Annotated in this window: 12 protein-coding genes and 1 pseudogene; 6 read left to right on the forward strand and 7 right to left on the reverse strand. The window is 63.9% G+C overall.

The window, feature by feature from the left end:
- Positions 1–27 precede the first annotated feature (27 nt).
- From CWS72_RS13675 to CWS72_RS13700, 6 genes are all read left to right on the forward strand, one after another.
- Positions 28–462: a hypothetical protein gene (locus CWS72_RS13675; protein ID WP_146002745.1), complete on the forward strand. Its 435-nt coding sequence runs from the start codon at positions 28–30 to the stop codon at positions 460–462.
- Positions 459–1,418, forward strand: a complete 960-nt coding sequence (gene dapA, locus CWS72_RS13680) for a 4-hydroxy-tetrahydrodipicolinate synthase (protein WP_241911724.1) — start codon at positions 459–461, stop codon at positions 1,416–1,418. Before CWS72_RS13675 ends, dapA begins: the two co-directional genes overlap by 4 nt.
- A gap of 84 nt (positions 1,419–1,502) precedes the next feature.
- The gene (locus CWS72_RS13685) at positions 1,503–2,372 is read left to right on the forward strand and encodes an S-methyl-5'-thioadenosine phosphorylase (RefSeq protein ID WP_101251184.1); all 870 of its coding nucleotides are present in this window, start codon (positions 1,503–1,505) and stop codon (positions 2,370–2,372) included.
- Between the two features lie 4 nt (positions 2,373–2,376).
- A complete protein-coding gene (gene mtnA / locus CWS72_RS13690; RefSeq protein WP_101251185.1) occupies positions 2,377–3,486 on the forward strand; it encodes an S-methyl-5-thioribose-1-phosphate isomerase in 1,110 nt (369 codons plus the stop codon).
- A complete protein-coding gene (locus CWS72_RS13695) occupies positions 3,479–4,147 on the forward strand; it encodes a class II aldolase/adducin family protein (RefSeq protein ID WP_101251186.1) in 669 nt (222 codons plus the stop codon). The genes mtnA and CWS72_RS13695 overlap by 8 nt, the downstream gene beginning before the upstream one ends.
- A 76-nt stretch (positions 4,148–4,223) precedes the next feature.
- Complete coding sequence (locus CWS72_RS13700; RefSeq protein ID WP_158240648.1) at positions 4,224–5,024, forward strand: VOC family protein; 801 nt, start codon at positions 4,224–4,226, stop codon at positions 5,022–5,024.
- 209 nt (positions 5,025–5,233) lie between these two features.
- On the opposite strand, the gene CWS72_RS13705 is transcribed toward CWS72_RS13700, so the two are convergent.
- The 7 genes and pseudogenes from CWS72_RS13705 to CWS72_RS13735 all read right to left on the reverse strand — a co-directional run bounded on the left by CWS72_RS13705 (position 5,234) and on the right by CWS72_RS13735 (position 13,189).
- The gene (locus CWS72_RS13705) at positions 5,234–6,637 is read right to left on the reverse strand and encodes a homospermidine synthase (protein WP_101251188.1); all 1,404 of its coding nucleotides are present in this window, start codon (positions 6,635–6,637) and stop codon (positions 5,234–5,236) included.
- Positions 6,638–6,683: 46 nt separating this feature from the next.
- Entirely contained in the window at positions 6,684–7,925 is a 1,242-nt protein-coding gene (locus CWS72_RS13710) for a type III PLP-dependent enzyme (RefSeq protein ID WP_101251263.1), read from the reverse strand.
- A gap of 376 nt (positions 7,926–8,301) precedes the next feature.
- Positions 8,302–9,201 (reverse strand): agmatinase, encoded by a 900-nt coding sequence (speB, locus tag CWS72_RS13715; RefSeq protein WP_101251189.1) that lies wholly within the window; start codon positions 9,199–9,201, stop codon positions 8,302–8,304.
- Between the two features lie 11 nt (positions 9,202–9,212).
- The gene (gene ychF, locus CWS72_RS13720) at positions 9,213–10,313 is read right to left on the reverse strand and encodes a redox-regulated ATPase YchF (RefSeq protein WP_101251190.1); all 1,101 of its coding nucleotides are present in this window, start codon (positions 10,311–10,313) and stop codon (positions 9,213–9,215) included.
- Between the two features lie 31 nt (positions 10,314–10,344).
- Positions 10,345–10,917 (reverse strand): annotated as a pseudogene (gene pth, locus CWS72_RS13725) (aminoacyl-tRNA hydrolase); the annotation flags it as partial.
- Between the two features lie 3 nt (positions 10,918–10,920).
- Positions 10,921–11,580, reverse strand: a complete 660-nt coding sequence (locus CWS72_RS13730; protein ID WP_101251192.1) for a 50S ribosomal protein L25/general stress protein Ctc — start codon at positions 11,578–11,580, stop codon at positions 10,921–10,923.
- A gap of 676 nt (positions 11,581–12,256) precedes the next feature.
- Positions 12,257–13,189, reverse strand: a complete 933-nt coding sequence (locus tag CWS72_RS13735) for a ribose-phosphate pyrophosphokinase (protein ID WP_101251193.1) — start codon at positions 13,187–13,189, stop codon at positions 12,257–12,259.
- Positions 13,190–13,335 lie beyond the last annotated feature (146 nt).

A 13,335-nucleotide genomic window follows, 5' to 3' on the forward strand; every position in this document is an offset into this window, starting at 1 on the left:
ACAACCGGCATCCAGCCGGAGGACCGCGTGCTGGTCGTCGGCGGGTCCTTGTCGGAGCATCTCGCCGGATTGGCCCATCACGGCTGCGGCGTCGCCTCCGGCATTCATCCGGGCGCTCTCTGCCTGCATCACGAGTCCGCCGATGTGATCTGGCTGATCGATCCCCTTCGGTCCGGGCGAGAGATAATCGCTCAGGAGCCCAAGGATTTCGGGGCTGCCAGCCCGGCGCCCGAGATCGGCGGCCCGATCCGCGCCCTGTTGCATCGCATCGGCGATCCGCGGCTGCTGGCCATCCTATTGCCCGCCGACGAACGTGCCTGGGTCCAGAATTTTTTATACCGGCTCGGCGCCAACGGACTGGTGCTCTGGTCCTATCATCCCTACGGCGAGCGGTTGGTGGTGACGGCTTCCCGTCCCGGATGGTTGCGCGGCGTCAGCTCGAACCGGAGGGCGGGGCTGTGACGACGCATCGCCGATTACCGGGGGCGCGCGGCTCGATGGCTGCCCTGGTGACCCCCTTCAAGAATGGATATATCGACGAGCGGTCGTTCCGTTTTCTCTGCGAGCGCCAAATCGAGCGGGGAACGGCCGCCCTGGTGGTTTGCGGGACGACCGGCGAGGTCTCGACCCTGGACCGGCGGGAGCAGACGCTGCTGATCCGCTTGGCGGTCGATACCGCCGGGGGCCGCGTGCCGGTGATCGCCGGGGCGGGGTCGAACTGCACCGATACGGCTGTCGACCTGGTCTATCAGGCCGAATGGCTGGGAGCCGATGGTGTCCTTTGTGTCGTTCCCTACTATAACCGCCCGACCCAGGATGGATTGTATCGCCATTTTCTGACCCTGCAGAGCAAGACCGACCTGCCGCTTCTGCTTTATGACGTGCCGTCGCGGACCGGGGCCGGGCTGAGCCTGGAAACCATCTTGCGGTTGGCCGAACTGCCCAATATCGTCGGCCTCAAGGACGCGTCGGGCGATCCCGGCCGGACGGCGATCCTGCGCCGGCATCTGGGGCCGGATTTTCTCCTGCTGTCCGGCGACGACTCCAGTGCCGCCGCAGCTCTGGAATTGGGTGGCGACGGTTGCATTTCGGTGTCGGCGAACGTCGCCCCGGCGCTCAATGCCGCGCTCTATCGCGCCTGGGCCGAAGGCGATATGGAGCGCTTCCTGAAGTTGCGCGACTTGCTGGCGCCTCTTGCCGGAGCCTTGTTCGTCGAAAGCAATCCCATCCCGGTGAAATGGGCGTTGGCGCAGATGGGGCTGCTTCGCGATGAATTGCGCCTGCCCCTGACGACGCTGTCTTCCGACTGTGAGCCGGTCCTGCGCGCCGCGCTCGATGAGGTGATTTTCCACGAGGCGGAAGAGGCCGCGCGCATGCCCCGTCACCCCATGACGCCGAGGACCGCGACCGCCGCCTGACTCTTCCCTCCCCTCGCTTCGGGGTGGACAGGCCCGGCCGCTTCGGTTAACCACTTTTCCCAGGTTCGCAGGAAAGGGTTGGTCATGAGTGTTCTGGGCATTATTGGCGGCAGCGGCGTCTATCAGATCGATGGTTTGGCCAATGTGCGATGGCAGAAAATCGACAGTCCCTTCGGCGCGCCGTCCGACGAGCTGCTGTTCGGCGACCTGGACGGACAGAAGCTGGTCTTTTTGCCCAGACATGGCCGCGGCCATAAGATTCCCCCGTCCGAACTCAATTTCCGGGCCAATATCGATGCGATGAAACGGGCCGGGGTCACCGAGATCATCTCGGTGTCGGCCGTCGGTTCCCTGAAGGCCGAATTGGCGCCGGGCACCTTCGTTATCGTCGACCAGTTCATCGACCGGACCTTCGCCCGCAACAAGAGCTTCTTCGGAACCGGGCTGGTCGCCCATGTCGGCATGGGCCATCCCGTCTGCGGCCGGTTGGGTGACGCCATCGCCGAGGCCGCGACCGAGGTCGGCATTGCCGCCAAACGCGGCGGCACCTATCTGGTGATGGAGGGGCCGCAATTCTCCACTCAGGCCGAATCCGAGCTCTACCGGACCTGGGGATGCGATGTCATCGGCATGACCAACATGCCGGAGGCCAAGCTGGCCCGGGAAGCGGAGATGTGTTACGCCACGGTGGCCATGGTCACCGATTACGATTGCTGGCATCCCGACCACGACCATGTGTCGGTCGATGCCGTGGTCAAGGTTCTGCTGGAAAACGCCGACAAGGCCCGGGCCCTGGTCCGGGCCGTCGCGCCCAGGCTGCGCCATGGCCCCGAGATTTGTCCGCGCGGGTGCCATCGCGCGCTGGACAGCGCCATCATCACCCACGCCGATGCGCGCGATCCCGCCATGGTCGGCAAGCTCGATGCGGTGGCCGGCCGCGTTCTGAAGGGCTGACGCCATGAAAATCCATGGAACGCATCGCCGGACCATCTGGCTGGCCGAGGACGGCCGCGGCGTCGAGATCATCGATCAGACGCGCCTGCCCCACGAATTGGTGGTCATCCGTCTCGATACCCTTGAGGAGGCCGAGCGGGCGATCAAGGAGATGTGGGTGCGCGGGGCCCCCTTGATCGGGGCGGCGGCGGCTTATGGGGTGGCACTGGCACTGCGGAGCGATGCCTCGGACGCCCGGCTCGACGAGGCCTGCCGCCGGTTGCTGGCCACCCGTCCGACCGCCGTCAATCTGCGCTGGGCCCTGGACGACATGCGGGCCCGGCTGGCCGGGTTGGCTGTTTCCGACCGTCTGGCCGCGGCCTACCGGCGGGCGGCCGAGATCGCCGACGAGGACGTGACGATGAATGCGGCGCTGGGCGGGCATGGCGCGGCGATTCTCGCCGAGCTTTGGAAAAAGCGGAAAGCGGCGGGGGCCTCGCGGCTCAACGTGCTTACGCATTGCAACGCCGGCTGGCTGGCCACGGTCGACTGGGGTACGGCGCTGGCGCCGGTCTACAAGGCCGATGAGGCGGGCATCCCACTGCATGTCTGGGTCGACGAGACCAGGCCGCGTAATCAGGGGGCCAGTCTGACCGCCTGCGAACTCAATTGGCAGGGGATCGCCCATACGGTGATCGTCGACAATGCCGGCGGGCATCTGATGCAGCATGGGCAGGTCGACGTCTGCATCGTCGGCACCGATCGGACGACGGCATCGGGCGATGTCTGCAACAAGATCGGCACCTATCTGAAGGCTCTGGCCGCCCACGACAACGGCGTGCCGTTTTATGTCGGGTTGCCGGGGCCGACCATCGATTGGACCATCGAAGACGGGGTGCGCGATATTCCCATCGAGGAACGGGATCCCTCCGAGGTCACCCATATCAGCGGCCGGGGGCCGTCCGGCGAGCGTTTGACCGTGCAATTGACTCCTGACGGCAGTCCGGCGATCAATTACGGTTTCGACGTCACTCCGGCCCGGCTGGTCACCGGTCTGATCACCGAGCGTGGCGTTTGTCCGGCCTCATCCGTGGGGCTGCTCTCCCTTTATCCCGAAAAGCGAAACCATGTCTGAAAACACCGTCCGGTCGACGACCCAACGCCTGTCCATCATCGACGCCTCCGTCCGTCTGGAGAAACTGGGGCTTAACAAGGGAACGGCGGGAAACATCAGTATCCGCTGGAACGGCGGTTTCCTGATCACGCCGTCGGGGATGGCCCCCCATCGCCTGCATCCCGAGGACATCGTCGCGGTCGACATGGACGGAAGCTGGCAGGGCGCTCGCAAGCCCTCTTCGGAATGGCGGTTCCACCGCGATATCTACGCGGCCCGGCCGGAAATCACCGCGGTGGTTCATGCCCATCCGTCGTTCTGCGTCGCCCTGGCCGTCCTGCATAAGGAAATTCCGCCTTATCATTATATGGTGGCCAAGGCCGGCGGACGCGATATCCGTTGTGCGCCCTACGCCTCCTTCGGAACGCAGGCCCTGTCCGATTTCGCCATGACCGCTCTCGAAGGGCGCAAGGCCTGTCTTCTCGCCAACCATGGGATGATCGCCACCGGCACGTCATTGGACGGGGCGATGGCGCTCGCCGTCGAGGTGGAGGAACTGGCCGAGGGCTATTGGCGGGCGTTGCAACTGGGTGAACCGATCCTGCTCAGCGACGAGGAAATGGCGTCCACCGTCGAGCGGTTCTCGGCCTATGGCGAGAATGCGCAGAAAGGTTCTCGCTGATCCGTTCATGACAGGCGGGGCCGCCGGGAGTAGGCTTCGCACACCCCTGTTTTTTCCATCCTTGGGTGAGAGGCCGATGGCTCATCAGATCACGGGTATCGATCACGCGCGCATTGCCGTCGCCGATGCCGGGGCGGCGCGTCAGGCTTTTGTCCGCTTGGGGTTTTCCGTCGCGCCGGCGACGCGTGATGACGCCGCAGGGTTCATCCGCTTTGGAACCGATTATGTGGAATTGGCCGCTCCCGGCGATGCGGGGGGCGACAGCGAACGGTTGCGGCGAGCTCTTGCCGGGGCGGCCGGCCGATTGGCGGGATTGGGTTTGGTCAGCCGCGACTTGGCGGCATCCCGTCAGTCGCTGGTCCGCGCGGGGGTCGAGCCTCTGCCTCCGGTCGGGGAGGGGCTGATTTCGTCCATCGCCTTGCCCGACGGCTTGCCTCCAGGATTGTCGACGGAGCTTCGTTCCGTCGGAGGGGAGGCCGACGGCGGTTTTTCGGAATGGCGCGAGCATCCCAACACGGCCCTGGGGATCGTTTCGCTCACCGTGCTGCTCGATAACCCCGAAGCGGCGATCTCCGATTACAGCCGGCTTTTCGGTCCGGCGGCCTGTACGCCCACCGATGAGATGGTCACCGTCCATACCGGGCGCGGTCTGATTTTTCTGGTCAGCCCCAATGGTTTCGACGATTTGCACCCTGGTCTGGATCTTCGCCTGCCGGCGGCCCCGGCCATGGTTGCCTTGACCATCCGCGTCGCCGATCTCTCCCGGGCGGCCGATGTGCTGTCGGCCAACGGTGTGCCGGTGGCGCGCCGTGGCGGGCATCTGGGCATCCCATCCAGGGACGCCCTGGGGATCGGTCTGGAGCTGGCCGAGGCTTGAAAGCCGGGACGATCCCTGCGCTCACCGGAAAGCAGAGACGCCCATAGGCGCGAGGATAAACCCACGCCCGCTTTGCGGGAGAAACGCCGGTGCCCGCAAAGGATTGGTTCGTTTTTGGCTGGCGAACGACACACTTTTCGTTACCGAAAAAAGATGTGCGAATGCCCCCGGGCATGGCCCGGGGGCGGCGATGAGCGAACCGATCCGAGTTATACGATCCGGAAGTTCTTGAACTGCCAGGGGTCGGCGTTGTCGATATCCTCGGGGAACAACTGCCCGCGGTCGCGGAGCGGCGTCCAGTCGGAATAGGCGCCGACCACCGGACCCAGATAGGGCATGCAGATGCCGAGGATTCTCTCGAAGTCCAGTTCCTCGGGCTCTATGACGCCCGCGCGGGGATTCTCGATCGCCCACACCATGGCCGCCAGCACGGAAATGGTCACCTGCAGGCTGGTCGCGTTGTTGTGCGGGCAAAGCCCGCGCGCCTCGGCGGTAGACAGCTGCGATCCGTACCAATAGGCCCCTTTGGCGTGCCCCATCAGCAGGACGCCCAGTTCGTCGATGCCTCCCACGATGTCATCCGTCAGAAGGCGCTTGTTGGGCTGCATATGCCAGTTCTTGCCGGCCAGTTCGTGCAGCGACAGGACGGCGTCGTCACAGGGGTGATAGGCGTAATGCACGGTCGGCCGGAAGAGGACCTTCTTGCCATCGACGACGCTGAAATAGTCGGCGATGGAGATCGCCTCGCCATGGGTGATCAGAAAGCCGTGAAACGGCCCCTCGATCGGGGTCCAGGTGCGGACCCGCGTGCTGGCGCCCGGCCGGTTGAGATAGATCGCCGAGCCGCTTCCGAATTCGTGGCGTCCGCCATCGGGCGGGAAGGTTTTTTCGTGGCTGCCCCATCCCAGTTCGGACGGCTGGCAGCCTTCGCCGACGAAGCCCTCGATCGACCATGTGTTGACGAATTCGCCGACCTTTTTCGGCGTGTTGGGAACCTGGGTGTCGCGTTCGGCGACATGCACCACCTTCACCGACAGCTTGCGCATCAGTTCGCCCCAATCGGCGCGGCCGGCCGGCTTCGAAACCTCGAGGCCCGTGTCGCGGGCGAGATTGAGCAGGGCCTGCTTCAGGAAATGCGAAACCAGTCCCGGATTGGCGCCATGGGTGATCACGGCGGTCGCCGCGCCTTCCGGGCGGCGCAGTTTCAGGGCTTCCTCGCGATAGGCGTAATTCGAGCGGAGCGACGGCGACAGCGTGGTGTCGGTATAGCCGCCGACCCATGGCTCGATACAGGTGTCCAGATAGAGGACGTCGCGGTCGCGGCAGAATTCGATCAGCGCCAGGGACGAGACGTCGACGGACACATTGAGAAGAAAGTCGCCGGTGCTCAGCAACGGACCGAGGACGCGCCGATAATTCTCTCGCGTCAAAGGTTCCTTGATGAACCGGATGTCATATTCGCGAGCGATGTCGCGACCCCGATCCTCGGCCGTCACGATAGTGATCTTCGCCGGGTCGAGATCGATATGCCGCAGGATCAGCGGCAGCACTCCCTGCCCGATGCTGCCGAAACCGACGATCACCAGGCGTCCGCCAAATCTGGCGTATTTCATCGCGATACTACCCCCCTTGTTCTGCAATTCTTCCCTCTAAAGCCTTTCAGGCCGCACGCATGGCGGCCGGTAGATAGCCGGGAGTCTCAAGCAAAGGCCGATCCTCGACCTCGACCGTCAATGTCTGGTCGAAGCCGTTGAAACCGGTGCGCAGCGCCGTTCCATAGGCGCCGAGCTGGCCGATTTCGATCCAGTCTCCTTCCCGCGTGTCGGCCGGCAGCAGGAATGGTCCCTTCATTCGGTCCGCCGAATCGCAGGTGGGCCCGAAAAATTCGAAAGCGCGCAACTCGTCGTTCCGCTCGCCGCCGTCGGCTCCGATCAACCGCACGGGAAAGCGGAATCCGATGGACGCTCCAGCGTCGGACAAGGCGCCATAGATACCATCATTTACATAAAGCGCACCGTTCTTCCGTGCGATGACCCGGACCACGATGGATTCTCCGGGCGCGGCCAGGGCCCGCCCCGGTTCGCTCCACAGTCGGCAGGCCGCCGGGAGATTCAATTTTGCCACGCCCCTGTCGATCGCCTCAATGAAGGCGTCCAGCGGCGGTGGTACCTCGGCGGGGTAGCTGACGGGAAATCCGCCGCCGACGTCGAGAACGTCGATATCCACTCCGGCCATGGCGAGGACCTCGCCGGCCAGCGCCAGAGCCCGCTCATACGCTTCCGGCTCCAGGCATTGCGATCCCACATGGAAGCTGATGCCGATTTTTGGTGCCAGATGCCGGCATTTCCGCAGCAGGGCGGCGGCCTCGTCGGGTGCCGCGCCGAACTTTCCGGACAGGTCGTAGACGGCTTTGCCTTTCGGCAGCGCAAGGCGGACGATCAGGCCGAGATCGGTCGCGTCATCGGTTTCGGCGAGAATTTTGTCCAATTCCTCCGCCGCATCGAGAACGAAATCGCGCACTCCATACTGGAAATAAGCCTGCCGGATGGCCGAGCGGGTTTTGATCGGATGCATGAAATGAATGACGGCGGCCGGGAAAAGGCCGCGCACCAACCGCACCTCGTTCAGCGACGCCGCGTCGAAATGACGCAGGCCACCTTTCCACAGGGCACGCAGGACCGCGGGCTGGGGATTGCATTTGACGGCGTAAAGCACGTCGCCGGAAAACAGTTCGACGAAGCGGGCGGCCGATTCGGCCAGAACCCGGGGGCGCAGGCAATGCAGCGGATCGTCGGGCCGTTCGGTCAGCACCAATCGACTGACATCGGGCAGGACGGGATATCTGCTCCGCCGCGCCCGGTCAACGGGTACTGCTGCGGCTCGGTAACGTACTACATTCATCTCGGCCATCTCCCGAAGCGGCCCGGCTTCCGCCGGGTAAAAGTCGGAACCAGCGCGGCTCCGTCAGGGGCCGCGACCAAACGTCAAATCCAACAGTCATCAGCGTGCCGAAAGGGCGCGCAATGCCATTGCGTTCGACTTAAGTCAACTTCGGAAGTGCGGGGAAATCCTCGCGCGTTCCACAACCATGTCCACCTCCCTTTCGGGGACCGATCCACTGTCGACCGGAGACCAAAAAGGACGCCTGACCGTCGTAGCATAACCCAGGACTTCAAAAGTCCCTTGATATGGGCCATAGGCACGTGCGAGTGCGTCTGGAGCGGATATATACGCTGTTTTCCAGGCCGCGCAAGAGTGTTTCTTGCGGTGAGAACGATTATTTCGCGGGGAGGTTTTGTGCCAGCAGGGAAAGATATTGCCAGGCGAGAGTGGCCGCCGCCAGAGAGGTGATTTCGGCCACGTCGTAGGACGGACTGACCTCGACCACATCCATGCCGACGAAATCGAGACCGACCAGACGCTTCAGAATGGCCATCGCCTGCCAGCCGAACAGGCCGGCGATTTCCGGCGTTCCTGTGCCCGGCGCCTGCGAAGGGTCGAGGGCGTCGATGTCGAAGGAGAGATAGACGGGGCCGTCGCCCACGACGCCGCGGATGGTTTCCGCCACCGCTTTCGGTGTGCTTTCATGGACGGCTTCGGCCGAGAGGATGGTGACGCCCTTGCCTTCCGTCCAATCCCACACATCGCGCGGCATCGGGGAGCGGATGCCGATCTGCACCATTCGGGCCGGGTCGACCAGCCCTTCGTTGATGGCGTGGTAGAAGACCGAGCCATGTCCGTAGACCTGGCCGAAATTGTCCGGCCAGGTGTCGATATGGGCGTCGAAATGAATGAGGCCGACCGGGCCGGTCCGTTTCGTCAGGGCTCGCAAAAGCGGCAGGGTGACGGTGTGTTCGCCGCCCAGCGTCAGAAGGTGGGGAAAGGCCGAGGCCTGTTCTTCAATGAGGCGGAGGCTTTCCGGAATATCACCCAGGGCGATGGCGAAGTCGCCGACGTCGGCGAAGGGAAGGCGGGTCAGGTCGGCCCAGCCCGCCGGATTATCGCCATCGGTCAACATGCGGCTGGCATGGCGGATGGCCAGGGGGGCGAAGCGGGCTCCCGGACGGTTGGTCACGCCGATGTCGAGGGGGATGCCGGCGATGCACAGGTGGGCGTCGGTGGGGGCCAGTTGGGTACCCAGGAACGTCGGGGCGACGGAGAAGGTCGGCACATGCATGACCGGGGACCTCACACGTTGAACAGGAAGTGGAAGATATCTCCGTCCTGAACCAGGTATTCCTTGCCCTCCAGGCGCATCTTTCCGGCTTCCTTGGCGCCCGCCTCGCCGCCGCAGGCGATGAAGTCCTCGTAGGAGATGGTCTCGGCTCGGATAAAGCCGCGTTCGAAGTCGGTGTGGATGACGCCCGCCGCCTGTGGAGCCTTGAGTCCGCCGATCAACGTCCAGGCATGGGTTTCCTTGGGGCCGACGGTGAAGAAGGTAATCAGGTGCAACAGCTCGTATCCGGCACGGATGACCCGGGTAAGCCCGGTCTCCTCCAGGCCGAGCGCGCCCAGGAATTCGGCCTTCTCGGCCTCGTCCTGCAGCAGCGCCACCTCGGACTCGATGGCCGCCGAAACGACGACATGCGCCGCACCCTCGGCCTTCGCCTTGGCGGCGACCCGCTCGGAAAAGGCATTGCCGGTGGCGGCCGAGGCTTCCTCGACATTGCAAGCGTAAAGAACCGGCTTCGAGGTGAGCAGGCCCAGGGTTCGCAAGATGGCTCGTTCGTCCGCATCGAACGGGACCGAGCGGGCCGGACGTCCTTCGCGCAGGGCCGCCAGAACCGGCTCCATGACATCGAGCTGGGTTTTCGATTCCTTGTCACCGCCCTTGGCCTTTTTTCCGGCGGCGACGACGCGGCGCTCCAGGCTGTCGAGATCGGCCAGCATCAGTTCCGTTTCGATGGTTTCGGCGTCGCGGACCGGATCGACCGATCCTTCCACGTGGGTGATGTCCGAATCCTCGAAGCACCGCAGCACATGGACGATGGCGTCGACTTCACGGATATTGGCCAGGAACTGGTTGCCCAGGCCTTCGCCCCGACTCGCCCCGCGGACCAGGCCGGCGATGTCGACGAATTCGAGCTGAGTGGGGATTATCTTGGCCGATTTCGCCGCGGTGGAAAGCTTTTCGAGCCGGGGATCGGGCACCGCCACGCGGCCGACATTCGGCTCGATGGTGCAGAACGGGTAATTGGCGGCCTGTGCCGCCGCCGTCGACGTCAGGGCGTTGAACAGCGTTGATTTGCCGACATTGGGAAGTCCCACGATTCCACAATTAAACCCCATCAGGGCCTCCCATTGATTCGGATTTCGGTGGTTTCGGCGCGGGAACCTCCTGCGCCAGTTTGGTGACGAAGCCGTTTTCGTTGCCGGCGACAAGCATGGGAAAATGCGTCGCTACGGCGTCGAGCAAAGGGCCCAGCCAGATCTCGTCGGCCTTGGCGAAGTCGCCCAGCACCCAGGGGGTGACCAGATCCCGATGGCCCGGATGGCCGATTCCCAAGCGGACGCGCCAATAATCGTTGCCGAGATGCGCGTCGATACTTTTCAGCCCATTGTGTCCGCCGGCGCCACCGCCCTTTTTGACGCGAACTTTGCCGGGTGCCAAGTCCAGATCGTCATGCAAGACGATGACCTGGTCGGGGGCGATCTTGTGAAAGCGGGCCGCCTCGGCTACCGCCTGGCCGGACAGGTTCATGAAGGTCTCGGGCTTCAAGGCCAGGATCTTCTCGCCGTCGATCGTGCCTTCGGCCACATGCCCGTGGAATTTCGAGCGCCAGGATCCAAAGGAATGGCGGCGGACGATTCCGTCCGCCGCCATAAAGCCGACATTGTGGCGATTCCGGGCGTAGTTCCCACCAGGGTTGCCCAGCCCCACCAACAAAAGCATGGCTTAGCTGGCCGGCTTTTCGCCGGTAGCCTCGGGCGCCGCGGCCGCTGAGGCCGCCGCAGCGGCAGCCGCTTCTTCCGCTTCCGCAGCTGCGGCCACGGTCGGGGCGGCGATGGTGGCGATCGTCTGATCCTTTTCGTGCGTCACGACGCTCACGCCCTCGGGCAGCTTGATCGTGGACAGATGGATCGAGGCGCCGATGTCGAGTCCGGTCAGATCGACGACCAGTTCGCTCGGAATGGCGATGGCCGGGGCGATGATCTCCAACTCGTGGGCGACCACGTTCAACACGCCGCCGCGCTTCAGGCCGGTCGACTTGTCCTGGTTGCTGAAGTGCACCGGAATGTGCACGTGAACCTTCGATTCGGCGCTGATGCGCAGAAAGTCGACGTGCAGCGGCTGATCGCTGACGGGGTGGCACTGAACGTCACGGCACAGGACACGCTCGGTCTTGCCGCCGACGCTGACATCGAACAGGCGGCTCAGGAAGCCGGGCTTGTTCATTTCAGCCCACAACACGCGGGGGCTGACGGCGATGGAAATCGGGGATTGCTTGTTGCCGTAGATGACGCCGGGGATAAGACCCTGACGGCGGGTTTCACGGGCGGCCCCCTTTCCGGCCCGATCACGCGCCTCGACGCTGATGCTGGTAATTTCGCTCATCGAAACTCTCCAATAGAAAAGCGGCGTCGCCTCCAGGGGTGCCGACGCCGGGAACGGGAGTGTTTACACCTCCGGACGATGCTTTTCAAGCCTCGCCCGGAGTCTCTTTCGAGTGCTCCCTGGGGCGCGTGGACATTCAGACGGCCGGGGGCGCCTTAAGGCTCTCCCGTTGCCTCCGGTTCTCCGATGGCATGAACGGAAACTCCGGCTTTTGATGAACCACCAAGGCACCAAGGCACCAAGGCGTCTTTCGGACCATCCGGTGGCGGCCAATCCGCGCCGCAGGCATTCGTCCGCCAGCCGATGACGGGACGGGAAAAGGCCAGTGGCACACTCCGCCACCTTGGTGTCTTGGTGGTTCATCAAAAGCCGGAACGCACCGGAACGATCAAGAGGACGAAATACATCCGGCCAATTGCCGAATGTCCACATGCCCTAAAGTGCCGGGCGCCAGCATCCGCCGGCTTGGCTTACGCGCCAACGGTGGCGCGGGGGCTCAACGGCCCAGTCGCGGGAAAGCCCGCTCCGGTTTTATATATTTAGTCCCTCAGGCGCCGGGCGCCAGCATCCGCCGGCTTGGCTTACGCGCCAACGGTGGCGCGGGGCCTCAACGGCCCAGTCGCGGGAAAGCCCGCTCCGGTGCTCATTTGCTATATTGTGCGAAAAATCGGTCTAATTAGTCAAACAGACTTGAAACCGAACGTTCTTCGCTGATGCGCTGGATGCTCTCGGCCATCAGGGGGGCGATGGAGATCTGGCGCATGTTATGGGCTTGCTGGACCGCTTCCGTCGCCTGGATCGAATCCGTGGTCACCAACGCCTCCAGCGGCGAATTGGTCACGCGCGCCACCGCGCCACCCGACAGCACGCCGTGGGTGACATAGGCCGAAACCGATGTGGCGCCCGCCTTGATCAAGGCTTCAGCGGCATTACAGAGGGTTCCCGCGGAATCGACGATATCGTCGATCAGAATACAGCGTCGGCCGCGGACGTCGCCGATGATGTTCATCACCTCGGAAACGCCGGCCCGCTCACGCCGCTTGTCGATGATGGCGAGATCGGCGTCCAACCGCCGAGCGATGGCGCGGGCACGCACCACGCCGCCGACGTCCGGGGAGACGATCATCAGATCGTCGCCCTGGAAATGATGGGTGATGTCGTTGGTGAACACCGGGGCGGCGTAGAGATTGTCGAGGGGAATGTCGAAGAAGCCTTGGATCTGCCCCGAATGCAGATCCAGCGTGACCACGCGGTCCGCGCCTGCGCTGGTGATCAGATTGGCGACCAGCTTGGCCGATATCGGTGTGCGGGGACCGGACTTGCGATCCTGGCGGGCATAGCCGAAATAGGGCACCACGGCGGTGATGCGCCGGGCAGAACCGCGCCGCAGGGCATCCAGCGTCACCAGCAGTTCCATCAGATTGTCGTTGGCCGGGAAGCTGGTCGACTGCACGACGAAGACATCTTCGCCACGGACGTTCTCATGGACCTCGACGAAGACCTCCATATCGGAAAAGCGTCTAACGCTGGCCGAGGTCAGGGCGAGATTGAGATAGCTGGAGATAGCTTCGGCGAGCGGCCGGTTACTATTGCAGGCGAGAATTTTCATAGGGAATCCTGCGGGCTTAGCCGAAGTGATTGCGAAACGTCACGATGTGTGAAGTGGGCCGGAATGTAACAGCCGGCCCGGACGATGTAAACGGCATTTGGATGTCCGTTCCGTCGGCCGGCCGCGCGGCAGCTTTGATGACAACG

This window comes from Telmatospirillum siberiense (assembly GCF_002845745.1).
Classification (GTDB): Bacteria; Pseudomonadota; Alphaproteobacteria; order Rhodospirillales; family Magnetospirillaceae; genus Telmatospirillum; species Telmatospirillum siberiense.